Here is a 23432-nt window from a genome sequence, read left to right as displayed (position 1 = left end):
CCGGAATTCCGTCAGGGATCCGACTTTCGGGTACTGGACGGGCACCCGTCGCAGGTGCGATCGGTCCCGGAACACACCGTGACGAGCCGCAGGTAAGGGCACGTGTGCGCGGGATCGTGAGGGGGCCGATCATCAGCTAGCATCCCTTCCGTCGATGGGGATCACCCGGCACCCGCCGGACACCCCGACGCCGAGCGGCATGGCGGTGCAACTCGGTGTTTCTTCGAAGCGCGCATGTGGGGGCACATGAGCACGACGGACCTGCCCGGTTCGAGTCTGCTGGCCGGTCGTTATCGACTGGTCGAGCGTCTCGGGGCCGGCGGGATGTCAGTGGTGTGGCGAGGGTTCGACGAAGTCCTCGGGCGCCAGGTCGCGGTCAAGGTGCTGCCACCGTCGACCAGCGCGGACCCGGCGTTCCGGCGCCGACTCCGCGCGGAGGCACAGGCGGCCGCCCGACTCACTCATCCCAACATCACGAATGTCTACGACTACGGCGAGGCGACCACCGTCGACGGTGAGCCCGTGCCGTACGTCGTCATGGAGCTCATCGACGGCGAGTCGCTCGCCGCCGTGCTGGCGCGCGTTCGCCGGCTGCCCTGGCAGCATGCCGTGCGGATCACCGCCGAGGTGGCCGCGGCCCTGGCCGCCGCGCACTCGCGCGGCATCGTGCACCGCGACGTCACCCCGGCCAACGTCATGCTCACGCAGACCGGCGCCAAGGTCGTCGACTTCGGCATCTCGGCGCTCATCGGCGAGAACGACATCGACCCCGACGGCAGCCTGCTCGGCACGCCGGCCTATCTCGCGCCCGAGCGGCTCGAGGGCGGCCAGGTCAGTCCGGCCACCGACGTCTACGCGGTCGGCCTGCTGATCTATCGCACGCTGATCGGCCAGCTGCCGTGGGACGTCGGCACCACCACCGCGCTGCTGCGGGCCCACCAGTACACCGAGCCCGAGCCGCTGCCGCCGGTCGACGGACTGCCGCCCGAGGTGGACGCCCTGGTGGGCCGCTGCCTCGAGAAGCGGCCGGCCGACCGGCCGTCGAGCGCGGAGCTGGCTCACGTCCTGGCGGCCATCTCGGCCGGGGCGCCGTCGGTGGCCCGCGGTTACGTGCCCGAGTGGTCCGGGGCCGGCGAGGACACCACGATCCTGCCGTCACCCCAGTCGTACGCCGAGATCCTCAAGCTCGCCGGCGCGGCCCAGGTGTCGCCCGCGGCCGCGCCGAGCTCGCCGGAGCCGGTCTCGGCCGCGCCCGACGCGGCGTCGCCCGTCTCGCCCGCGGTCGCCGCGTCCGCGTCGGAGGAGGCCCCGGCCCGCAACAGCCGCTTCGCCGAGCTGCGGTCGGGTCCGGTCTACAACGCCGCCCCGGCGGCCGCCGACGGCGGTCTGCGCCCGGCCATCGGCGACCAGCAGCCGCCTCCGCCCGAGACCCCGGCCAATTCCGGGTCGTCCTGGGCCCCGGGTCAGACCAAGACCCGCCGCGTGCTTGTCGTGGCCCTCGGTGTGCTCGTGCTCGGTGTCGCCACCTACGGGTGGAGTGTCACCGGCGGTGCGAAGGACGCCATCAAGGGTGGAACGCCGGCCGCTGCCGCCTTGCCGCCCACCGAGCGATGCGTGGTCAGCTACGCGGTCTGGTCCGACGCCAACGGCCGGTTCAAGGCCCAGGTCACGGTGGCCAACCGCAACCGGACGCCGATCAAGGACTGGAAGCTCTGGTTCATTCTGCCCGGCGACCAGGTGGTCTCGGGTGACGGCGACACCACCCTCACCCAGTCGGCGTCCAAGGGGGGCGGCGGCGTCACCATCACCTCCGCGGCGGCGATCGAGCCGCTGACGACGGTGTCCCTGCCGATCAGCGGTAGCTACCGCACCAGCAACACGCCGCCGATGGCGTTCTCGTTGAACGATGCCACCTGCGAGGCTTTCGTCTCGGCCAAGCCCGGTGAGCCGTCCCGTTACGTCGAGCGCCTGCCCGGCGGCCAGGTCAAGCTGGGTGCGACGAAATCGCCGATCCCGGGCGTCTCGGTCGGTCCGGGCGGCATCATCACCGTGACGCCCACGACGAACCCCTCGTCGACCGTGAAGCCGCCGCTGGGAGGCGGACCGACCGCTCCCACCACCACTACGACAACCGGCGGCCCCGTCATCCCGCCGCCGGGTGGCGGTGACATCGGCGACGGTGACGGCAATGGCGATGGCAGCGGCGACGGCAATGGCGACGGCGGCGGCGATGGCAATGGCGACGGGACGAGCAAGCCCCCGGACCCGCCGTCGAGCGCTGGTCCCTCGACGGACACCTCTTCGGACACGCCGACTTCGACGCCGCCGTCGATTGACACTCCCGGCGAGACGGGTGAACTGCCGGGTTCGGGTGTGGACAACCCTTGCGACGCGGCGGCCGACGACTGCACGGGCGCCGAGGTGGCAGGCGAATAGGCAGGATAGGCAAGGTTGACGAACGGGCCGGCTCTCATGAGCCGGCCCGTTCTCTGTCGGGCAGCCGGGCGCCCGCACAACCGCCAGGCGCGGTCGGTGACACGGGCCGGCGCCTCATCCGGAGTAGGGGCCGGGTTCGGACGCGTTCGGCCTGCCACGTGCACACGTCGGTTCATGGGACCGGTGGTGCTCCTGGGGCTCGGGAAACGTCGTCGCGGCGAAAGCGGACGCGGGACGGCCGGTCGCGGCGTTACTGTGAAACCGATGCATCAGGCACTTTCCTCTGTTTCGTCCGGCGCGCCTGCCGGGCGGGGACAGTGCCTGGGCAAAGATGAGATAGCCGAACTGGCATGCGCGTCCGTCGACCGCCGCCTTCGCGGGGCGTCGGATGCTGCGCACAGGAGTCGTCCATCGGGGAGTTCGACATGATCAGCATCGTCCGGGATCTGGCAGCGGAGGCCCTGTTCGTCTCCGACCTGCAGCCGTCACAGCGCCCGAGCCACGAGGCCGTTGAGCAGGCTGTGACGCACATGATCCTGCGGTACGGCAGCGACGGCTGTGCGGCCGGCGTCGCCCTGGAGTTCGGCGACCATCCGGACACCGCGGTCCGCCGCATGTGCTGGGTGCAGACGGAGCTCACCGAGGTGCTCGCGCCGCGGCTCGCCACCGCCAACTGAGGTCCGCCGGCACGCCGTGAGAACCTGAGACGTTTTCACGAAAAGCACCTGAAAAGCAACCGAGTTCGCCAGCCCCTGCACCTTTCGACGGCAAAAGTCTTCCTCGTCAGCCGGTTTTCACCCAACCGGTCGTATAGCGAGGAGGACCACGTGACCGACGCGACCCCACTCCCCGCCACCATCGGCACGACCCACGACGCGCCCTCGGCGCGTGACATCGAGGACCTGGTCCGCGAACACATGCCGATGGTTGGCCATCTGGTCCGGGAACTGCTGAACCGGGTACCGGGCCACGTCCATGCGGACGACCTGTCCTCGGCCGGGTTCGCCGCGCTGCTGGGCGCGGCCCGGTCCTTCGACGTCACCCGGGGCATCCCGTTCCACCGCTTCGCCGCGGTTCGCATCCGCGGCGCGCTCCTGGACGAGCTGCGCGGGCAGGACTGGGCCAGCCGGTCGGTGCGGGCCCGGGCCCGTAAGAGCGCGGCGGCCCGTCAGGAGCTCACCGCGGCGCTCGGCCGGACGCCGACCGATGCCGAGGTGGCCGAGCTGCTCGGGATCGGCGTGGCCGAACTGGCCACGGTCGAGGACGACGTCCAGAAGGCGGCCCTGCTCAGCCTGCAGGGCTTCCCGACGGGCGCCGCCGAGGAGATGGTGCCGGAGACGTCCGAGGGGCCGGAGGACCTGCTGATCAAGCGGGAACGTCTGGGCTACCTGCACCAGGCGATCCAGGCGCTGCCCGAGCGGCTGCGGCTGGTCGTCACCGAGTCGTTCCTGCAGGAGCAGCCCCTCAGCGACGTGGCGGCCCGGCTCGGCGTCACCGAGTCGAGGATCTCGCAGCTGCGCACCGAGGCGCTGCAGCTGCTGCGTGAGGGCCTGAACAGCTCGCTGGCGCCCGAGCTGCTGACGGTGGCCGCGGGCGGTCCCCGTACGCGCAAGGGTTGTCTGCAACGACGCCGATCGGAGTATTTCGCCCGGGTGGCGCAGGCGGGCAGCCTGCACACCCGGCTGGCGCTCACCGACGCCCACGGGGTGCCGATCGCGGTAGCGGCTTGATCGATCAATAGAGCGGGGGCGGCCGTCGGCCGCCCCCGTGCCGCATTCAGGCCGTGAGTTCCTCGATCAGGGCGTCGGCCAGTCGACCCGTGCGCTCCTCCTCGATGTCCAGGGCGGCGACGACGAAGCCCGCCTGCCGGTCGGCGATGCGGACGAGCTGGATGCTCAGCCCGGCCCAGAGCCCGCCGTGCCGATAGACCCGGCAACCCCGGTGCGTACGGACGTCGAGAGCCCACGCGTAGTCGAGCTCGGTGCCGTCGTCCAGCCGGCCCGGCGTGTGCACGAGCCCCGCGATGCCCAGCTCGTCGCGGTCGAGGGACGTGTTCCAGCGCAGCAGGTCCCGAGCCGTGGACCAGACTCCGCCGTCGCCGAGGGACAGGGCGGCCGGATACCGGGGATCGGTCGGCGTGGCGGCGGGCGGGTGCGGCGCCGGCCCGGACCAGTAGCGGCTGTCGGCCATCCCGAGCGGTTGGAACACGTGCTCGCGGGCGAAGTCGGGCAACGGCCGGCCGGCCGCGCGTTCGACGACGACGGCCAGGCAGATGTAGCCCGCGTTGCTGTAGCGGTATCGGATGCCGGGCGCGGCGTCGGGATGGTCCCGCCCCGTGATCGCCTCGAGCACGCGCGCGGTGGTGCGGTCGACCCCGGCCCGGTGCAGGTCGTCGAACTCGACGCCTTCGGGCAGGCCGCTCGTGTGGTGGATCAGGTGGCGTACCTCGACGGCGCCCGCCCACGCCGGCAGCTCGGGCATCCACCGCGCCAGGCTGTCCCGGGTGTCCAGCCGGCCGCGCCGCACGAGCAACGCCGCGCAGGCGGCGGTGATCTGCTTGGACACCGAGGCGGTGCAGACGACGGCGCCGGTCGTCAGCGCGTTGCCGGCCGCGTCCCGCCCCCGGGCGAGGAAGGCCGGCGGCCCACCACCCGGCCGAACGCCGACCACCAGCGGATCGTCCGGGCCGTAGCCGGCCTGTTCGACCAGGGCGGCGACGCGTTCCTCGAGGGCGAAGTCGTGCTGTCCGGCGTTGACCATGCCGCCCGTTGTAGCCGCCACCCGGGCGACCCGGCAACCGATTACCCGGTTGCCGGTTCCAGGGTCGCGGCGGGCTCGCAGAGCGGATTCAAAGCGGCGTGAACTGATCGGATGTCGCCCCCGACAGCGGTCGCCAGAGCGCCGGGACCGGCCAGCGGCATCACCGCGAAGTCCCCGGGACCGGAGGTGGCCGCCGGCAGCAGCGCGGCCGGGACCGCCACCACCGTGCCGGACGCGCGGCCACCGCCGAGCACCGCGGCGCCCGACCAGCCCGGCGCCGACGGGCCCACGGACAGCTCGTGGCGGTACAGCGTGCTTCCGGCGTACCGGATGGTGGTGTCGACCCGGACGTCGCCGGAGTCCTCGCCGTGCCGCCCGCAGACCAGGTCGTCGCGCCACAGCAGCGACCCGCCGTCGGCCACCTCGACGCGGGTGACGGCCAGGTGATCGCAGCCGGCCGCGGCGATCAGCGGCTCGGGCAGCCAGCGCAGGCTGCCCCCGGCGGCGACGGTGGCGCTGACGTGCAGGCGTGACCGTGGCAGATGACCGCGGCCGGGGAGGGCCAGCTGGGCGGCCACGCTGCGGAGCTCGAGGGAGGCGCCGGGCCCCACCTCGATCTCGAGGCGCAACTCGTCACCGCGCAGCGGGCCCGCGCCACCACCGACCAGATGAACCGTGACCGGGCCGCCGCCCGCGGGGGCGGCGCCGGTGCGGCGCAGCAGCAGCGGCGACTCGCTGCGCAGGACGGCGAGCCGGGTGCCGCGGGATCGGTCGGACTCGGCGACGACCCGGGACGACGCCCTCACACCGCCGGGACCCGGGCGGCGACCAGACCGCGGATCCACGCGGCCACCGGCGTGGCCCGGCGGTCGTCGACCAGCGACAGGAACACCGTCGGCAGGTCGCCGCGACGGGCCCGGGCGTCCCGGTCCATCACCGACAGGTCGGCGCCCACCATCGGGGCCAGGTCGGTCTTGTTGATCACCAGCAGGTCGGCCGCGGTGACGCCCGGGCCGCCCTTGCGCGGAACCTTGTCCCCGCCGGCCACGTCGACGACGAAGATCTGGTGGTCGATCAGGCCCTTGCTGAACGTGGCGGTCAGGTTGTCGCCGCCGCTCTCCACCAGCACCAGGTCGAGCGGGCCGAGCGCCGCCTCCAGGTCCTCGACGGCGTCCAGGTTGGCCGAGATGTCGTCGCGGATCGCGGTGTGCGGGCAGCAGCCGGTCTCGACCGCGCGGACCCGCTCGGCCGGCAGCACGCCGTTGCGCAGCAGGAAGTCGGCGTCCTCGGTGGTGTAGATGTCGTTGGTGACCACGGCCAGCCGGAGCTCGTCGCCGAGGGCCCGGCACAGCGCCGCGACCAGCGCGGTCTTGCCCGAGCCGACCGGCCCGCCGATGCCGACGCGCAGGGCGCGGGGCCCGGCGTTCAGCGGCTCGTGCGGGTCGACGCCCGGCTCCGGATGGGTGTGCGGCACCTCGTCGGGGCCGTGCGTGTGCCCGGCGGAGTAGCCGTCCGACGGGTGGGGCAGGGCCCCACCGGCGACGGCGTGATCGGGATGCTGCTGATCGGGATGCTGCTGATCGGGATGCTGCTGATCGGGATGCTGCTGTTCGGGATGCTGCTGTTCAGGATGCAAAGAGACGCACCTCCCAGGTGGCGTGGAGCTCGGCGCCGATGTCGAGCAGGGGAGCGCCGGCGGCCGGCAGGTCGTCGACCGGGTCGCCGGCCCGGGCCGCGGCGCCGGCCGCGATCCGGTCACAGTCGGGGGCGAGCCGGGCCAGCAGCCCGTGCACCGCGTAGGGATCCAGACCCAGCAGCCGTACGGCGGCGCTGGCCGCGCCGCTGACCGTGCCGTGGGCCGCCGCGACGGCCGCCTCGGTGGGGCTCAGCCCGGCCGCCGAGGCGACCACGCCCAGAGCCACCGGCTGGTGCGGCTCGCGACCCACCGGAGGCAGGCTCCACATGGCTCGCGCGGCCCGCAGCAGCGCCCGTCCCTGGGCGCGCGAGGCCTTGCGCTGCGCGGGTGACGGCGTACGGGCATCGAAGCCCGCGTCGAGCTCGAGCGAGCGGGACGGCCGGTCGCAGGCCGCGGCGGCGAACGCCGCGGCGACGAGACCGGAGGTGGCGAGCCGGCCGCGCAGGAACTCGGCGACCTGGCCGACGTCGCGCACCCGGCCGGCCGACACCTGCGGCTCGAGGCCACCGGAGTGCGCGTGCCCACCGGCGGGCAGCCGGCCGTCGGCCAGCACGAGCAGGGTCGCGAGGCTCATCGTCAGAACAGGAAGTAGCGCTGGGCCATGGGCAGCTCGGTGACCGGATCGGGCTCGACGACCTCGCCGTCCACGCGGACCTCGAAGGTGTCGGCGTCGACCCGGATGTCCGGCCGGGCGTCGTTCAGCGGCATGTCGGCCTTGCTGACCGCGCGTGTGTTCTCGACCGGCGCGAACGTTCGCTTGACGCCGATGCGGTCACCGACCAGCGCGTCGATGGCGGCCTCGGCCACGAAGGCCAGCGACGTCTGCGCCGGGACGGCGCCGTAGGCGCCGAACATCGGTCGCGGCAGCATCGGCTGCGGCGTGGGGATCGAGGCGTTCGCGTCACCCATCTGCGCGTACGCGATCATGCCGCCCTTGATGACGAGCGCCGGGCGCACGCCGAAGAACGCCGGCTCCCACAGCACCAGGTCGGCCAGCTTGCCGGGCTCGACCGACCCGACGTGGGACGACATCCCGTGGGCCACCGCCGGACAGATCGTGTACTTGGCGACGTACCGCTTGGCCCGGTTGTTGTCCGCGGCCGAGTCGCCGGGCAGGGAACCGCGCCGGGCCTTCATGACGTGCGCGGTCTGCCACGTCCGCAGAACCACCTCGCCGACCCGGCCCATCGCCTGCGAGTCCGAACCGATCATCGAGATCGCGCCCAGGTCGTGCAGCAGGTCCTCGGCGGCCATCGTGGACGGGCGGATGCGGCTCTCGGCGAAGGCCAGATCCTCGGGCACGGCGGAGTTCAGGTGGTGGCAGACCATCAGCATGTCGAGGTGCTCGCTGAGGGTGTTGCGCGTGTAGGGCCGGGTCGGGTTGGTCGACGACGGCAGCACGTTGGGCTCAGCGGCCACCGTGATGATGTCGGGTGCGTGGCCGCCGCCCGCGCCCTCGGTGTGATAGGCGTGGATCGACCGCCCGGCGATCGCCCGCAGCGTCTCCTCGACGAAGCCGGCCTCGTTCAGGGTGTCGGTGTGGATCGCCACCTGCACCCCGGACGCGTCGGCCACCCGCAGGCAGGCGTCGATGACCGCGGGCGTCGTGCCCCAGTCCTCGTGCAGCTTGAAACCACCGGCGCCGCCCCGCAGCATCTCCCACATCGCGTCCTGCGACATGGTGTTGCCCTTGCTGAGCAGCAGCACGTTGACCGGGTACGTGTCGATCGCCTCGAGCATCCGGGCCAGGTGCCAGGCGTTCGGGGTCACCGTGGTCGCCTTGGTGCCCTCGGCCGGCCCGGTGCCGCCGCCGATGATGGTCGTGATGCCGGAGGCCAGCGCCGTGTCGAGGATCGTCGGGCTGATCAGGTGCACGTGGCTGTCGATCGCCCCGGCCGTGAGGATCCGGCCGTTGCCCGCGATGATCTCGGTGCCCGGCCCGATGACCAGGTCAGGATGGACGCCGTCCATCGTGTCGGGGTTGCCGGCCTTGCCGATGGCGGTGATCCGGCCGTCGCGGATGCCGATGTCGGCCTTGACGATGCCCCAGTGGTCGAGCACGACCACGCCGGTGATCACCGTGTCGGGGGTGCCCTCGGCCCGGGTCGCCCGGGACTGGCCCATCGACTCGCGGATCACCTTGCCGCCGCCGAAGACGACCTCGTCGCCGGGACGGGGGCCGGCGCTGCGGTCCTCCTCGATCTCGATGAGCAGGTTGGTGTCGGCCAGCCGGATGCGGTCGCCGGTGGTGGGGCCGTAGAGCGCGGCGTAGCGCCCGCGGTCGAGGGTGGTCATCGGGGGCTCCCGTTCTCGGGCTGCTCTCGGGTGCCGCCGTTCTCTCCCCGGGGGGCGTTTTCTCCGCGGGAGCCTGTGTCTCCGCGGCCGGCGGTGTCTCCGTGGAAGCCGGTGTCATCGCCGGGGCCGCTGTTTTCGCGGGGGCGGGTGTTCGGCGGGTCGCCGTCGTCCTCGTGAGGGGGCGGGGTGAGCGGGCCGGTGCTGTCGAGCGGGCCGCCGGCCAGGCCGCGCAGGCCGGGGACGATGCGGGCGCCGGCCAGGGCCACGAGCGAGACGTCACGGGGCATGCCCGGCTCGAAGCGCACCGACGTGCCCGCCGGGACGGCCAGCCGGTGACCCCAGGCGGCTCGGCGGTCGAACTCGAGGGCGGTGTTCGACTCGGCGAAGTGGAAATGCGAGCCGACCTGGACGGGCCGGTCGCCGGTGTTCCGCACGGTCATCGACAGGAGCTCGCGGCCCGGGTTGATCTCGATGTCACCGTCGCCGAACAGGATCTCGCCAGGAATTGTCATGCCGCCCCCTGTGGACAACTCGGCCGGTCCGGCTTGACGTCGATTAAGGTCCACCCCATGCCCCGAGGCGGGTGGGGGCTAGGGATGGCGCGAGGCAGCCAGGAAAGATCAAAAGGGCTGGTCATGAGATCGGGCCGTGGACGGTGACGAGCTTGGTGCCGTCCGGGAACGTCGCCTCGACCTGCACCTCACCCAGCATCTCGGGCACGCCGTCCATGACGTCGTCCCGGCTGAGCACCCGCCGGCCCGCGTCCATCAGCTCCGCGACCGTCCGCCCGTCGCGCGCGCCCTCCAGCAGGAACGCCGTGATGATGGCGGTCGCCTCGGGATGGTTGAGCTTGAGCCCGCGCTCCTGCCGGCGGCGGGCCACGTCGGCGGCGACGTGGATGAGCAGCCGTTCCTGCTCGTGCTGGCTGAGGAACAAACGAACCTCCCCTGGGTAGCGCCCCGCGATGCTCGCAGCTGGACGTTTCGGACGTGTTACCCGCCGGCCGCGGGACACCCCGACTCGATCGAAGCGGGCCGCACGTTGATCAAAGCAGGCCGGAGCGCCACCCAGGGGACAATCTCAGGCTCCGGTGTAGAGAACCGCGTCGATCTCGATGTCGAAACCGACCAGCGGCACCGGCAGCGTGGTCCGCACCGGCAGGTCGTCGCCCTTGATGTACTGCGCGTAGATCTCGTTCATCTCGGCGAAGTCGGCGAAGTCGCGGAGGTAGACGCCGAGCCGCACGGCCTGGTCGAGGCTGCTCCCGGCGGCCTCGGCGACCGCGGCCAGGTTGCGGAACGCGGCGTGCGCCTGGTCGGCGAAGCTGCCGGTGACCCGGGTGCCGTCGGGCAGCGCCGGCACCGCCCCGGCCAGATAGACGAAGTCGCCGGCGACGACGGCGTGCGAGTAGGGGCCGCCGGCGGGGGCCGCGTTCCCGGCCTTGATGGCGCGCTTGGGCATGGGGGTTCTCCTGGTGTCGTGGTTACCGGTCGGTGGTTCGGGGGAACTGTTCGGCCAGCCCGGAGGCGTCGACGAGCGGTTCGTTCAGCAGGTCGCGCAGCGCCCGCCGGCGCCGCGCCAGGGCGTCGTGCTGCGCGGGAGTGAGGAGAACCCACGGGGGCGGGTCCTGCGGCCACGAAGGCGGCAGGAGGCGCCCGCCCACGTACGTCGCCACGTTGACCAGCCGCAGGGGGGCCGTGCGCACCTGCAGATGCGAGTCGACGACCTGATGCTCCTCGGCCCGCACGTCGAAGACCGCGACGTCGGCCGGGGCGCCCACGGCGAGCGAGCCGCCGGGCAGGCCGAGCGCCCGGGCCGGTCGTACGGTCACCGCGTCGAGCACGTCGGCCAGCGGCACCCCGACGGCGAGCAGCTTGGCCATCGTGGTCGGCAGGTCGAACACCGGACCGGGCAGCGAGCGGCAGTGCAGGTCGGTCGACACCGTGGCCGGTCCCAGCCCGAGCTCGAGCTGCCTTTCCAGGACGTCGAAGGCGAACGCGCCCGAGCCGTGCCCGAGGTCGAGCAGCACCCCGCGGTCGACCGCCGCGCGCACGGCCGGTCCGAGCGGCGCGGCCAGCCCGCTGGCGCAGTGGGTGACGATGTCGCCCGGCCGCAGCAGGTCGAGCACCTCGTCGAGCGCGGGTGGTGTCGTGCCGATGTGGACCATCACGGGGATGCCGCAGGCCTCACCCACGGCGAGGCCGCGGCGCAGCGGTTCCACGCCGTTCTCGCCGACGGTGTCCCGGTCGATGCGCACCTTGACGCCGCGGATCACCGAGCGGTGCTGCTGCACCGTGTCCACGGCCAGCGGCACGTCGCAGTTACTGAGGTCGCGGCTCTCGCCCGTGCGCCCGGCCAGCCCGACCGCCGAGATGTTGAGCAGCACCGGCACCCGGACGTCGGTGCGGGCCCGGCGCAGCCCCTCGAACGTGTAGGCCCCGGCCGACCCGGCGTCGACCCAGGTGGTGACGCCCGTACGCCAGGCGATCGGGTCGGGGTCGATGCCCCAGTAGCCCGGTCCGACATGCGTGTGCAGGTCGATCAGCCCGGGGGTGACCAGCTTGCCGGACACGTCGGCCACGACCCGGGCGTCGCGCGGCAGACCGGGCCCGACCGCGGCGATGAGCCCGTCGGTGACGGCCACGTCGAACGGGTCGCCACCGGCCAGCAGCAGGTCGTAGGTCATGCCACCCTCCCCGTGCCGACCCTACTCGAATCTAAGGTAGTGATCATGATTCCTCAGCCGGTCTCGGTGGTCCCGGCCGGCGGCGCCTTCGCGCTCGGCCCGTCGACCCCGCTCGAGGCGCCGGCCGAGCTGGCCGGGGTCGCCTCCTGGCTTCGCTCCGCGCTGCGCTGCCCGCTTGCGCCGGGCGAGGGCGGCGTCCGCTTGCGGGTGGATCCGGCTCTCGGGCCCGAGGCGTACGTCCTGACGTGCGCACCGGAGCGGCTCGAGATCACCGGCGGGTCGCCGGCCGGCGTCTTCTACGGCGGTCAGACCCTGCGGCAGCTCCTGCCGCCGGCGGCGCTGCGCCGGGCCGGTCCGACCGGCTGGCCGGTCCCGGCCGGGACGATCACCGACCGTCCGGGGTTCGGCTGGCGCGGCGTGCTGCTGGACGTGGCCCGCCACTTCCGGCCCGTCGCCGAGGTACTGCGCTTCATCGACCTGGCCGCCTTCCACAAGCTCAACGTGCTGCACCTGCACTTGACCGACGACCAGGGCTGGCGGCTCGAGGTGCCCGGGTGGCCGCGGCTGACCGAGGTCGGCGCCTGGCGGGCCGAGTCGATGCTGGGCGCCCGGCAGCACGCCCGGTTCGACGGCCGTCCGCACGGCGGGTTCTACACGGCCGACGACCTGCGCGAGATCGTCGCCTACGCGGCCGAACGGCACGTGCGGGTCGTCCCCGAGGTCGACATGCCCGGGCACATGCAGGCCGCTGTGGCCGCGTACCCGACCCTGGGCAACGGGTTCGCGGGCGGGGTGCGCACGAGCTGGGGGATCTCCCCGCACGTGCTCAACCTGGGCGACGAGGCGCTGGACTTCTGCCGGGCGGTGCTCGACCACCTCTGCGACCTCTTCCCGTCCGAGCTGATCGGCATCGGCGGGGACGAGTGCCCGACCGGCGAGTGGGGCGGCGAGGACCGGCAGCCCGCGTTCACCGCGCTGATGGCCGGGCACCTGGCGTCGCGCGGGCGCCGGGTCTACGGCTGGGACGAGATCCTCGAGGGTGGCGCCCCGCGCGGGGCCGTGGTGGCCGCCTGGCGCGGGGCGGAGCCGGCCCTGGTCGCGGCGAGGCTCGGGCACGAGGTCGTGTCCTGCCCCGACCTCGCGGTCTACCTCGACTACCGCCAGTCCGACGACCCGGGGGAGCCGACGCCGGTCGGCACCCGGCTGACCCTGGCCGACGTGTACGCCTTCACCCCCGTACCGGAAGGGTTGCCGGCGGAGCGGCGGGAGCTCGTCCTCGGCGGGCAGGCCAACGTCTGGACCGAGCACCTGGAGTCGGCGCGGCGGGTGGACTACCAGACCTATCCGCGGCTCTGTGCGTTCGCCGAGGCGGTGTGGGACACGCCGGGCCGGTCGTACGAGTCGTTCGAGGCCCGGCTGCCCGGCCATCTGGCCCGGCTCGACGCGCTCGGCGTCGACTACCGCCCGCTCACCGGCCCGCGGCCGTGGGACGCGCGGCCCGACGCTCCCGGCAACCCCCGCGACCGGGCCGATCGCCTCGCCGAGCTCGCCGCGATGACCGCTCGCCTGCCGCGACCGTGACCACGGGCCGGCAGCCCGCCGGGCCGCCGGCGTTGACTCTTCGAGGCCCGGTCTGATGAGCTGCGGGGCGTATGGACTACGACGATGAGCGGGCGCGTTTCCGCGCCTACGGCAATCAGCTGGTCGGCGCGCACCTGCGCCTGCGCGAGATGGTCGACGACCTCTACGACGCCCTGGACGAGGGCCGCGACCTGCGGCTGCACTGTCTCACCCTGTGTACGGCGGTGACCCGGCACCACACGGCGGAGGACGCGAACGTGTTCCCGCTGCTGGCCCGGCGTCATCCCGAGCTGGCGTCCTTCCTCGACGACCTGCGCCGCGACCACGAGATCATCGGCGGGATGCTGCGGCGGCTCGAGGCGGCCACCACCCACGAGGAGCTGGACGGGCTCAGCGCGGTGCTCGAAACCCATTTCATCGGCGAGGAGAAGCGCCTGACCGGCGTGCTCAACGCGGTGGAGCCGCTCGGCGATCTCGGGATCGAGGTAGGTCATGATGAAGGTTCCTGACGTGGTCGTCGACTGGCGCGACAAGGGGTTCTGGGTGCCGGAGGGCACCTTCTCGGTCGCCGCCGGGCCGAGCATCTTCGGCGGGCAGTTCACCTGGCCGCTGCTGGTGCTGCGGCGCGACGCGGCCGAGGCGAACATCGCGACCATGGCCGCGTACGCGCGGCGGCACGGCTGGGAGCTGGCCCCGCACGCCAAGACGACCATGGCCCCGGGTCTGCTGGCCCGGCAGCTCGAGGCGGGCGCGTGGGCGATGACGGTCGCCACGCCCAGCCAGGCGCTGGTGCTGCGGCGCCTCGGCGTGCCCCGGGTGGTCATCGCCAACGAGGTGCTCGACCCGACGGCGCTGCGGTGGCTGGCCGAGGAGGGCGCGGCCGGCTGGGAGGTGTACTTCCAGGTCGACTCGGTGGCCGGGGTGACCGTGGCGGCCCAGGCGGCCTCGGCGGGTCCGCTGCGGGTCCTGGCCGAGCTGGGGCACGACCACGGGCGTACCGGGGTGCGGACCGTCGAGGGGCTGGAAGTGGTGGCCCGGGCCGTCGCCGGCGCGCCCGGCCTGGAGCCGGCCGGCCTCACCGCGTACGAGGGTCAGCTGCGCACCGAGGCCGAGGTGGACGACTTCCTGGACCAGGTCGTGGCCGGGTTCCGGCGGCTGGCCGGGTCCGGTCTGCTGCCCCGGCGCCCGATCCTGTCGGCCGGCGGCAGCGCCTGGTTCGACCGGGTCGTCGCGCGGATCGCCCCGGTCGCCGGGGACGCCACGCTGGTGCTGCGCAGCGGCGCCTCGGTCACCCACGACGACGGGTTCTACCGGGAGCGCACGCCCTTCCTGCGGGTGCCCGAGGAGGGGCCGCTCGCCGCCGCGCTCGAGCTCTGGGCGCAGGTGATCTCGGCGCCCGAGCCGGGGCTGGCCCTGGCCGGTCTGGGCAAGCGGGACGCGCCGTTCGACGAGGGGCTGCCGGTGCCCCGGGAGATCCGGCGGCCGGACGGTTCCGGGGCCGCCGCCACCGGCATCGAGGTGACCAAACTGAACGACCACCACACCTATCTGTCCACCGGGGACGCCCAGCTGGAGCCGGGGGATCTGGTGCGGTTCGGGATCTCGCACCCGTGCACGGCCTTCGACAAATGGCGGCACATCCCGGTGGTCGACGACGACCAGCGCGTGGTCGACGTGCTCGAGACCTACTTCTGATCGCGTTGCCGCCGGTGGACCACGCTCAGGAGGGATCGATGATGGTCAACGATGGTCAGGCTGTCTTCCGGGTGCGCTTCGACTGGGGGCCGGTGGGCGCCGACGCGGTGGCCCCCGGCGCCGCCTACGTCGCCGTGGTGGACGTGCTGTCCTTCACGACCACGTTGACGGTGGCCGTCGAGCAGGGCATCAGCGTCCTGCCGTACCGGTGGCGGGACGACTCGGCCGTGGCGGTGGCCCGGCTGCACGGGGCCATGCTGGCGGTGCTGCGGTCGCAGGCCGGGCCCGGCCAGATCACCCTGTCGCCCGAGAGCATCCTGAACACCGATCTGGAAGCGGCGAAGATCGACCGGCTCGTGCTGCCGTCGCCCAACGGCTCGGCCATCTCGGCCCGTCTCGCCGACGCGGGCTGCACCGTCGTCGGCGTCTGCCTGCGCAACGCGGCGACCGCGGCGGCCTGGGTGGCCGAACGGGCCGAGGGCCGGCCGGTGGCGGTGGTGGCCGCCGGCGAGCGCTGGCCCGACGGGTCGTTGCGCCCGGCGGTCGAGGATCTGTGGGGCGCGGGCGCCTTCCTGGCCCGGCTGGCCGAGCTGGGCGGGGTGGCCGGTTTCTCGCCCGAGGCGCTGACCGCGGTGGCGGCGTACCGCGGGGTGGCCGACGGGCTCGCGACCGCCCTGCCGGAATCGATGAGCGGTCGCGAGCTGCGGGTCAACGGGTTCGGGGGCGACGTCACGGTGGCCGCCGCCGTCGGCGCCGGCCCGGTCGTCCCGGTGCTGCGCGACGGCTGGTTCGTGCCCGCCGGCTAATCGCGGACCGGGCTGTGGGCGCTGGCGGCCAGCGTGTCGTAGGGGAACGGCAACGGGTCGATCGTGGTCACCGCGTCGAGCCGTGCGACCAGCGCCGTGTCCAGGTCCCAGTCGGTCGCGCCGAGATTGGACTCGAGCTGGGCCAGGTCGCGTGCCCCGATGATCGGCGCGGTCACCGTGGGCCGGCCGAGCAGCCAGTTGAGGGCGACCTGGGCCGGCTCACGGCCCGCCTCGCCGGCCACCGCGATCAGCTCGTCGAGCACCCGCCACGTGCGGTCGTTGTCGTAGACCGCCCAGCGCTCGCCCCAGTTCTCGGTCTCGGCCATGCCGATCCGGCTGCCGGCCGGGGCCGAGCCGCCCCGCCGGTAGCGCCCGGTCAGCCACCCGCCCCGCAGCGGGCTCCACGGCAGCACTCCCAGCCCGGCGTCGGCCGCGAGCGGTCCCTGCTCCCACTCGAACTCCCGGTCGAGCAGGTTGTACCGCGGCTGGATCGCGGCGAACGGCTCCCACCCGCGCTTGTCGGCGACGCCGAGCGCCTTCTGGATCTGCCACGCGGCCCAGTTGCTGACCGCCAGGTGGCGTACCTTGCCGCTGGTCACCAGCAGGTCGAGGGTGCGTACGACCTCCTCGACCGGCGCCGCCGGGTCCCACCCGTGCACGTGGTAGAGGTCGATGTGGTCGGTGCCGAGCCGGCGCAGGCTGCCCTCGGCCGCGGCCAGCACGTGCTTGCGGCCCAGCCCCTCCCGGTTGCCGCCCGGTCCCCAGCGCACCTTGGTCGAGATCACCCAGTCGTCGCGGTCGTGCTGCTTGAGCCAGCGGCCGACGATCTCCTCGCTCCGCCCGGCGCCGTACGCGTCGGCCGTGTCGAGGAACGTCCCGCCGGCCTCGGCGAACCGGTCCATCATGCGGTTGCTGGTCTCTTCGTCGCTCTCCCGCCCGAAGGTCATGGCGCCCAGGCAGAGCTCACTGACGGCCAGCGACGTGCGGCCCAAGAATCGATAGCGCATACGTCGGACCCTACGATCGGATCGGTCCGGTCGTACGATCCATTTCGATGCCGGAATCCCTGACCAATTCGCTCGCCGCCACCCAGGCCTGGGAGACGCTGCTCGACCTGCCCGCCTCCGGGCCGCGGCACGTCGCCCTGGCCTCGGCGCTGCGGGCGGCGATCCGGTCCGGCCGCCTGCCGACCGGCGCGGCGCTGCCACCCAGCCGCGCGCTGGCGCCGGTGCTGGGCTGCTCGCGGTGGGTCGTGACGCAGGCCTACGCCCAGCTCGCGACCGAGGGCTACGTGACCGGGCGGACCGGCTCGGCGACCCGGGTCCGCTGGTCTCCCGGTGCGGGCCCGGCGCCGCCGGTCGGGGAGGCTGGACCGGTCCGGCCGCGGTTCGACCTGGCTCCCGGGCTGCCCGATCTGCGGGCCTTCCCGCGACGGCAGTGGGCCGACGCACTGGCCCGGGCGGCGGCCGGCGCCGACCTCGGCCATCTCCCCGCGGCCGGGCTTCCGGAGTTGCGGGCCGTGCTGGCCGAATATCTGGTGCGCTCGCGGGGCGCGGTCGCCGAGGCGTCGTCGGTGGTGGTCTGCGGCGGCATCCGGGACGCCGTCGGCCGCCTCGCCCGGGGCCTGGTGGCGGCCGGGCACCGGGAGGTCGCGGTGGAGGACCCCGGGTGGGGCGCGCTGCGCTCGGTGGTCGCCGCGGCCGGTCTGCGGGTCCGGCCGGTGCCGGTGGACGGCGACGGGCTGCGGGTGGCTGAGCTTCCCCCGGGCGTACGGGTGGTGCTCTGCTCGCCGGCCCATCAGTTCCCGACCGGGGTCGTGCTGTCGCCGGCCCGCCGCGCCGCCCTGATCGACTGGGCCCGGGCCGTCGACGGCCTCGTGGTCGAGGACGAGTACGACAGCGAGTTCCGCTACGACCGCAAGCCGGTGGGCTGCCTGCAGGGTCTCGACCCGTCGCGGGTGGTGCTGGCCGGGTCGGCCCACAAGACGCTGGCGCCGGCCGTCGGCGTCGGCTGGGCCGTGGTCCCGGCCCGCTGGCGTACGGCGGTGGAGGCCGGCGCCGGTCCGCCGGCGATCGACCAGGCCGCCTTCGCCTCGTTCGTGGCCGCCGGCCGCTACGACCGCCACCTGCATCGGGTCCGTCAGCGCTACCGCGCCCGCCGCGACCTGCTGCTCGCCGCGCTGGCCGCGGGCCGGCCCGGCGCGACGACGCAGGGGGTGTCGGCCGGGCTGCACGTGGTCTGCTCGTGGCCCGGCCTCGACGAGACGGCGGTGGCCGCGGCGGCGCGGGCGGCCGGCGTCGACGTGATGACGCTGGCCGACTACCGGGTGCGGCCCGGCCCGCCGGGGCTGGTTCTCGGCTACGGGAACATCAGCGACGCGGCCGTCCCGGGCGCCGTCGCGGTGCTGACGGCTGTCAATCGCCTCGCGGAGGGATGGGAGCCGGGCCTTTCGTCGCCTTAGGGTCACTTCATCCGGTTTGCCGACCGCTCGGAGCCGCTGATGTCGATGTTCCGCACCTCCAACAACAACCCGTCCCGGCCTCGCGACCCCTACCCGATGAACCCGGCCCGCCCGCAGCCCGGGATCGAGCCGCCGATCCCCGACGGGCCGACCGAGCGGATCGCCGGGCGGCGCCCGAAACGCGCCGGGATCGCGTTCGTGGCCCTGCTCGTCGCCCTGTTCGCGCTGAACGTGGCCGGGGTCGCGATCTTCGTCGCCTGGCGGGCGTCCAACCTGGCCCGGGCGGCACTCGAACGACCCGCGCCGGCGGCGGCCGCGGCCGTGGCCCGGCCCCAGGGGGAGAGCTTCGACGTCTCGTACGCCCAGGAGCCGTTGCGGGTGCAGGTCGGCTGCTCGGCCGTGCTCTTCCTCGACCTGGACGAGCCGCGCTCGAACGCCGCCGAGAAGGCCGGCGACCTGCGGTACGACAGCCGCTGCGGGGACCAGCCACCCAGCCTGACGCTGGGGGCCGGCGCGGCCGGCGGCAGCCAGGTCAAGACCACCGACGTGGACGCGGCCGGGTGCGCCCGGGCGATCCGGACCAGCCCGATCGGCCCCGGGGCGGGCGTCCCGGTCCGCAAGGGGACCGTTCTCTGCGTGCTCACCGCGGCCACCCCGGCCCGCATGGCGCTGGTCGAGATCACCGATGTGGGCCGGACCGGGACCGCCGGCATGCGGGCCACCTCGTGGAAAGTCACGGGCTGACGGCGGTCGCCACCGGCGCTCCTGACAGAATGTCGGGGCACCTGTGACCGTTGTGCGGAGTCTTAGCTCTAGGAGATACCAGTCGTGATTCGTACCCATGACGCCGGCACCCTGCGCGCGAGCGACGCCGGCACGACGGTGACGCTCGCCGGGTGGGTGGCCCGCCGGCGCGACCACGGCGGCGTCATCTTCGTCGACCTGCGGGACGCTTCCGGCGTGGTCCAGGTGGTCTTCCGCGAGGAGGACGCGCACGCTCTGCGCAACGAGTTCTGCGTGCTGGTCGTCGGCGAGGTGGCCGCGCGCCCCGAGGGCAACGCCAACCCCGAGCTGGCGACCGGTGAGATCGAGGTCGTGGCGTCGCGGCTCACCGTCCTGTCCGAGGCGGCACCGCTGCCGCTGCCGGTCGACGACACGATCACCGCGTCCGACGACCTGCGTCTGAAGTACCGCTACCTCGACCTGCGCCGGTCCGGCCCGGCCAACGCGCTGCGGCTGCGCTCGCGGGCCAACCAGATCGCCCGCGAGGTGCTGCACGCCCGCGACTTCAACGAGATCGAGACGCCGACCCTGACCCGGTCGACGCCCGAGGGCGCCCGCGACTTCCTGGTGCCCGTGCGCCTGCAGCCCGGCACCTGGTATGCCCTGCCCCAGTCGCCGCAGCTCTTCAAGCAGTTGCTCATGGTGGCCGGGATGGAGCGGTATTACCAGATCGCCCGCTGCTACCGCGACGAGGACTTCCGGGCCGACCGGCAGCCCGAGTTCACCCAGCTCGACATCGAGATGTCGTTCGTGACGCAGGACGACATCATCGCGCTCGGCGAGGAGATCGTCTCGCGGCTGTGGAGCGAGCTCGCCGGCTACCAGGTGCAGCTGCCGATCCCGCGCATCACCTGGACCGACGCGATGAACCGCTACGGCTCCGACAAGCCCGACCTGCGCTACGGCGTCGAGCTGGTCGAGCTGACCGACTACCTGCGCGGCACCGAGTTCCGGGTGTTCGCCGGCGCGATCGACAACGGCGGCTACGTCGGCGCGGTCGTCATGCCCGGCGGCGCCTCGCAGACCCGCAAGGAGCTGGACGGCTGGCAGGACTGGGCCAAGGCCCGGGGCGCCCGCGGCCTGGCCTACGTGGTGCTCGACGCCGAGACCGGGGTCGCCCGCGGCCCGGTCGCCAAGAACCTCTCCGAGGCCCACCTGACCGGCCTGGCCGACGCCACCGGGGCCAAGCCCGGCGACGCGATCTTCTTCGCCGCCGCCAACGAGCGCCGCGAGGCGCAGGAACTGCTCGGCGCGGCCCGCATCGAGATCGCCAAGCGGTCCGGCCTGATCGACGAGTCGGCCTGGGCGTTCTGCTGGGTCGTCGACGCCCCCATGTTCGAGAAGACCGACGAGGGCGGCTGGACGGCGGTCCACCACCCCTTCACCTCGCCCAACGACGAGTGGCTCGACCGCTTCGAGGAGGCGCCCGACCAGGCGCTGGCCTACGCGTACGACATCGTCGTCAACGGCAACGAGATCGGCGGCGGCAGCGTCCGTATCCACCGGGCCGACGTCCAGAGCCGGGTCTTCGATCTGCTCGGCATCACGCCCGAGGAGGCCGAGGACAAGTTCGGCTTCCTGCTCGAGGCGTTCAAGTACGGCCCGCCGCCGCACGCCGGCATCGCGCTCGGCTGGGACCGCACGTGCATGCTGCTCAGCGGCAACGAGTCGATCCGTGAGGTCATCGCGTTCCCCAAGACCCGCGGCGGCTACGACCCGCTGACCACGGCGCCCACCCCGATCACCGCGCAGCAGCGGCTCGAGGCCGGCATCGACGCCAAGCCCAAGCCGGCGGCCGGTACGCCGGGCACCGACGGCCAGGCTGTTCCCGTGGAGCGCTCGAACTGATCTGATCGCTTCATGAGCACACTCCTCGTCGGCGCGTCCGGTTTCCTCGGTTCCGAAGTGGCCCGTCAGGCGGCGGCCGCCGGTCATGCGGTGGTGGGCACGGCCACCACCACGACCGGCGGCTGGGTGCCCGTGGACGTCACCGATCGCAAGGCGGTCCGGGCGCTGATCTCGGCCGTCCGCCCGAAGCTGGTCATCAACAGCACCTGGGGTGACTGGCGGGTGTCGGCCGACGGCGCGGCCACCGTGGCCGCCGAGGCCGCGGCGGTCGGGGCGCGACTGGTGCACGTGTCGTCGGACGCGCTGCACGCCGGCCGGCCCGCCCCCTACACCGAGGACGACGCTCCCACCCCGGTCACCGTCTACGGCGCGGCCAAGGCGGCGGCCGAGACCGCGGTCACCGCGATCGACCCGTCCGCGGTCGTCGTCCGGACGTCGCTGATCTACGGCAGCGCCCAGGGCAAGCAGGAGCAGCTCGTGCTCGGGTTGCTCGACGGCCGGCAGCGGGGCGTGCTCTTCACCGACGAGATCCGCTGCCCGGTGCACGTCGCCGACCTCGCGGGCGCGCTGCTCGAGCTGGCCGACTCGCGATTCGCCGGCATCCTCAACGTGGCCGGGCCGGACGCGGTCTCCCGGGCCGAGTTCGGCCGCCTGATCGCCCGCGCGCACGGCCGCGACCCGTCGGCGTTGCCCACCGGTCTCAGCACCGACGCCGGGATCGGGCCGCGTCCGCTCGACGTCAAGCTGGACACGTCGCTGGCCCGCTCGGTGCTGCGGACCCGGTTGCGGCCGATCGCCGCCGTCCCGGGTGACCGGCCCGCGGACGTGTGAGACTGATCTCCGTGGAGCCGACCATCGTCGAGCGGGCCGAGCAGTCGTACGTCGGCCGGCGCGAGTCCATCTCGATGACCCAGTTCGCGCGCGTCGCCGATCACCTGCCGGTCATGGCCGCCCGGCTCGCCGAGCGTGGGGTGCCGATCGCCGGGGCGCCGTTCTTCCGCTACCGGGTGATCGACATGTCGGCCGACCTGGTGGTGGAGGCCGGCATCCCGATCAGCGAGCCGGTGGACGTGCCGGCCCCGATGTTCGTCGAGACGCTGCCGGCCGGTCGCTACGCCACGGTCGGCCACGTCGGCCACCCCGACCAGCTGATGACGGTCATCGCGCGGCTGCTCGACTGGGCCCGCGACCACGACCTGGCCTGGGACATGCAGCCCACCCCGACCGGCGAGGTGTGGGGCTGCCGCCTCGAGGTGCTGATGACCGACCCGGCCGAGCAGCCCGACCTGCACAAGTGGCGCACCGACCTGTTCTTCCGCCTCGCCGACTGAGATGCCGGCGGCCGGGGGCGACAGAGAGGAACAGCGGGTGGACGGCCTGTCCGCGCCCGCGTGGCGGCGGCACACCGATCCCGAGCACCGCTGGCCGGCCGCGCTCGCGGTCGTGGTGATGGTCGCGCTCCAGGTGATGCTGCCCGACCGGCTGACCCTCGGCCCCAGGTGGCTGCTGCCGGTGATCGAGGTCGCGATGGCGGTGGTGCTGGTCGCGGCCGACCCGAGGCGGATCAAACGGGACACCCCGGCCCTGCGCATGGTCGGCCTGACCCTGATCGCCGTGGCCACCCTGGGCAACGCGTGGTCGGTGGCGATGCTCGTCCGGGACATCCTGACCGGCCACGACACCGGCTCGGCGGCCACGCTGATCGCCGTGGGCGGGGCCATCTACCTGCTCAACGTGCTGTCGTTCGCGGTCTGGTTCTGGGAGCTCGACCGGGGTGGGCCGGCGCAACGGGCGCGGGGGACCGACCCGTACCCGGACTTCCTCTTCCCGCCGATGACCTCGCCGCAGCTCGCGCCCAAGGACTGGGAGCCGTACTTCCTCGACTACCTCTATCTGGCCTTCACCAACGCGACCGCGTTCAGCCCGACCGACACCCTGCCGTTGTCGCGGTGGGCCAAGGCGGCGATGGCCCTCGAGTCGGCCACGGCCCTGCTGATCGCCGTCCTGCTCATCGCCAAGGCCGTCAATTCGTTGCCATGATCACCCACTCCAGGATGGAGTTTGGGCAGGACCGGCCCCGGGGTATTTGCGTGACAAGGCTCTCACCCCCCGGAGGAAAACAAAATGCTCGCTATCGCCGCCGCAGTCGTCTTCGGTGTCTGGCTCCTGCTGGACCTGCTCGACACCAACCTGGGCGCCCCCGACCTGTTCAACTTCCAGACCATGGCCTCCCTGGGCCTGCTGCTGCTCGCGCTCTACCTCGCGGGCGTCGGCAGCGGACCGCGCGCCGGCAGCGGCAGCGGCGGCAGCAGCGGCCGTCGCTTCTACGGCCGCCGCCCGGGCCGCGGCTGATCGCCTCGGTCTTGACCATCCCCCCACGCAGCT

The 23432-nt window shown here is 73.4% G+C and carries 23 protein-coding genes and 1 pseudogene; 14 read left to right on the top strand and 10 right to left on the bottom strand.

Annotated elements, in window-relative coordinates:
- The first annotated feature begins 246 nt into the window (after window positions 1-246).
- The 3 genes from HJC40_RS42305 (at window position 247) to HJC40_RS42295 (ending at window position 4166) form a co-directional block, all read left to right on the top strand.
- Entirely contained in the window at window positions 247-2436 is a 2190-nt protein-coding gene (locus HJC40_RS42305) for a protein kinase (protein ID WP_250009386.1), read from the top strand.
- Between the two features lie 425 nt (window positions 2437-2861).
- A complete protein-coding gene (locus tag HJC40_RS42300) occupies window positions 2862-3113 on the top strand; it encodes a hypothetical protein (RefSeq protein ID WP_250009383.1) in 252 nt (83 codons plus the stop codon).
- A 150-nt stretch (window positions 3114-3263) separates the two neighbouring features.
- Window positions 3264-4166 carry a sigma-70 family RNA polymerase sigma factor gene (locus tag HJC40_RS42295; RefSeq protein ID WP_250009382.1) on the top strand — a complete coding sequence of 301 codons (903 nt, stop codon included), beginning with the start codon at window positions 3264-3266 and terminating at the stop codon, window positions 4164-4166.
- A gap of 46 nt (window positions 4167-4212) precedes the next feature.
- Here the strand turns inward: HJC40_RS42295 and HJC40_RS42290 are convergent, their stop codons facing one another.
- From HJC40_RS42290 to HJC40_RS42250, 9 genes and pseudogenes are all read right to left on the bottom strand, one after another.
- Window positions 4213-5196: a serine hydrolase gene (locus tag HJC40_RS42290; RefSeq protein WP_250009380.1), complete on the bottom strand. Its 984-nt coding sequence runs from the start codon at window positions 5194-5196 to the stop codon at window positions 4213-4215.
- A gap of 41 nt (window positions 5197-5237) precedes the next feature.
- Window positions 5238-6002, bottom strand: coding sequence for an urease accessory protein UreD (locus HJC40_RS42285; protein WP_250009379.1), 765 nt, complete (start codon window positions 6000-6002; stop codon window positions 5238-5240).
- Window positions 5999-6724, bottom strand: a complete 726-nt coding sequence (gene ureG / locus HJC40_RS42280) for an urease accessory protein UreG (RefSeq protein ID WP_284044526.1) — start codon at window positions 6722-6724, stop codon at window positions 5999-6001. Before ureG ends, HJC40_RS42285 begins: the two co-directional genes overlap by 4 nt.
- 97 nt (window positions 6725-6821) lie before the next feature.
- Window positions 6822-7466 carry an urease accessory protein UreF gene (locus HJC40_RS42275; RefSeq protein WP_250009377.1) on the bottom strand — a complete coding sequence of 215 codons (645 nt, stop codon included), beginning with the start codon at window positions 7464-7466 and terminating at the stop codon, window positions 6822-6824.
- A gap of 2 nt (window positions 7467-7468) precedes the next feature.
- Window positions 7469-9187, bottom strand: coding sequence for an urease subunit alpha (locus HJC40_RS42270; protein ID WP_250009376.1), 1719 nt, complete (start codon window positions 9185-9187; stop codon window positions 7469-7471).
- A 203-nt stretch (window positions 9188-9390) separates the two neighbouring features.
- Window positions 9391-9699: pseudogene (locus HJC40_RS46810) on the bottom strand (urease subunit beta); the annotation flags it as partial.
- A gap of 121 nt (window positions 9700-9820) precedes the next feature.
- Window positions 9821-10123, bottom strand: a complete 303-nt coding sequence (locus HJC40_RS42260; RefSeq protein ID WP_250009373.1) for an urease subunit gamma — start codon at window positions 10121-10123, stop codon at window positions 9821-9823.
- 144 nt (window positions 10124-10267) lie between these two features.
- Window positions 10268-10648: a RidA family protein gene (locus HJC40_RS42255; protein WP_250009372.1), complete on the bottom strand. Its 381-nt coding sequence runs from the start codon at window positions 10646-10648 to the stop codon at window positions 10268-10270.
- A 22-nt stretch (window positions 10649-10670) separates the two neighbouring features.
- A complete protein-coding gene (locus HJC40_RS42250; protein WP_250009371.1) occupies window positions 10671-11873 on the bottom strand; it encodes an amidohydrolase family protein in 1203 nt (400 codons plus the stop codon).
- A 45-nt stretch (window positions 11874-11918) separates the two neighbouring features.
- Here HJC40_RS42250 and HJC40_RS42245 point away from each other — a divergent pair, with 45 nt between their 5' ends.
- The 4 genes from HJC40_RS42245 to HJC40_RS42230 all read left to right on the top strand — a co-directional run bounded on the left by HJC40_RS42245 (window position 11919) and on the right by HJC40_RS42230 (window position 15955).
- Window positions 11919-13454, top strand: coding sequence for a beta-N-acetylhexosaminidase (locus tag HJC40_RS42245; protein ID WP_250009370.1), 1536 nt, complete (start codon window positions 11919-11921; stop codon window positions 13452-13454).
- A gap of 71 nt (window positions 13455-13525) precedes the next feature.
- Window positions 13526-13963 (top strand): hemerythrin domain-containing protein, encoded by a 438-nt coding sequence (locus HJC40_RS42240; protein ID WP_250009369.1) that lies wholly within the window; start codon window positions 13526-13528, stop codon window positions 13961-13963.
- Window positions 13947-15149 carry an alanine racemase gene (locus tag HJC40_RS42235; RefSeq protein WP_250009367.1) on the top strand — a complete coding sequence of 401 codons (1203 nt, stop codon included), beginning with the start codon at window positions 13947-13949 and terminating at the stop codon, window positions 15147-15149. Before HJC40_RS42240 ends, HJC40_RS42235 begins: the two co-directional genes overlap by 17 nt.
- 38 nt (window positions 15150-15187) lie before the next feature.
- On the top strand, window positions 15188-15955 hold the full coding sequence (locus tag HJC40_RS42230; RefSeq protein ID WP_250009365.1) for a 2-phosphosulfolactate phosphatase: 768 nt from the start codon (window positions 15188-15190) through the stop codon (window positions 15953-15955).
- Here the strand turns inward: HJC40_RS42230 and HJC40_RS42225 are convergent.
- On the bottom strand, window positions 15952-16962 hold the full coding sequence (locus HJC40_RS42225) for an aldo/keto reductase (RefSeq protein ID WP_250009363.1): 1011 nt from the start codon (window positions 16960-16962) through the stop codon (window positions 15952-15954). The two genes, HJC40_RS42230 and HJC40_RS42225, sit on opposite strands and share 4 nt — an antisense overlap.
- A gap of 47 nt (window positions 16963-17009) precedes the next feature.
- On the opposite strand from HJC40_RS42225, the gene HJC40_RS42220 reads away from it, so the two are divergent.
- The 7 genes from HJC40_RS42220 (at window position 17010) to HJC40_RS42190 (ending at window position 23399) form a co-directional block, all read left to right on the top strand.
- On the top strand, window positions 17010-18416 hold the full coding sequence (locus HJC40_RS42220) for a PLP-dependent aminotransferase family protein (protein WP_250009362.1): 1407 nt from the start codon (window positions 17010-17012) through the stop codon (window positions 18414-18416).
- A gap of 39 nt (window positions 18417-18455) precedes the next feature.
- Window positions 18456-19160, top strand: a complete 705-nt coding sequence (locus HJC40_RS42215) for a hypothetical protein (RefSeq protein WP_250009360.1) — start codon at window positions 18456-18458, stop codon at window positions 19158-19160.
- 84 nt (window positions 19161-19244) lie between these two features.
- Window positions 19245-21047 carry an aspartate--tRNA ligase gene (aspS, locus tag HJC40_RS42210; RefSeq protein ID WP_250009358.1) on the top strand — a complete coding sequence of 601 codons (1803 nt, stop codon included), beginning with the start codon at window positions 19245-19247 and terminating at the stop codon, window positions 21045-21047.
- A gap of 12 nt (window positions 21048-21059) precedes the next feature.
- Window positions 21060-21878, top strand: coding sequence for a sugar nucleotide-binding protein (locus HJC40_RS42205; RefSeq protein ID WP_250009356.1), 819 nt, complete (start codon window positions 21060-21062; stop codon window positions 21876-21878).
- Window positions 21879-21889: 11 nt separating this feature from the next.
- A complete protein-coding gene (locus HJC40_RS42200) occupies window positions 21890-22378 on the top strand; it encodes a GyrI-like domain-containing protein (RefSeq protein ID WP_250009354.1) in 489 nt (162 codons plus the stop codon).
- A gap of 37 nt (window positions 22379-22415) precedes the next feature.
- The gene (locus tag HJC40_RS42195) at window positions 22416-23087 is read left to right on the top strand and encodes a hypothetical protein (protein ID WP_250009353.1); all 672 of its coding nucleotides are present in this window, start codon (window positions 22416-22418) and stop codon (window positions 23085-23087) included.
- An 84-nt stretch (window positions 23088-23171) separates the two neighbouring features.
- Window positions 23172-23399 carry a hypothetical protein gene (locus HJC40_RS42190; protein WP_250009351.1) on the top strand — a complete coding sequence of 76 codons (228 nt, stop codon included), beginning with the start codon at window positions 23172-23174 and terminating at the stop codon, window positions 23397-23399.
- The last annotated feature ends 33 nt before the right edge of the window (window positions 23400-23432 follow it).

Origin of the sequence: Actinoplanes sp. M2I2, assembly GCF_023544445.1 — a bacterium.
GTDB lineage: Bacteria > Actinomycetota > Actinomycetes > Mycobacteriales > Micromonosporaceae > Actinoplanes.
Note: the sequence above shows the minus strand (reverse complement) of the source record. Positions and strands in the feature narration are given on the sequence as shown.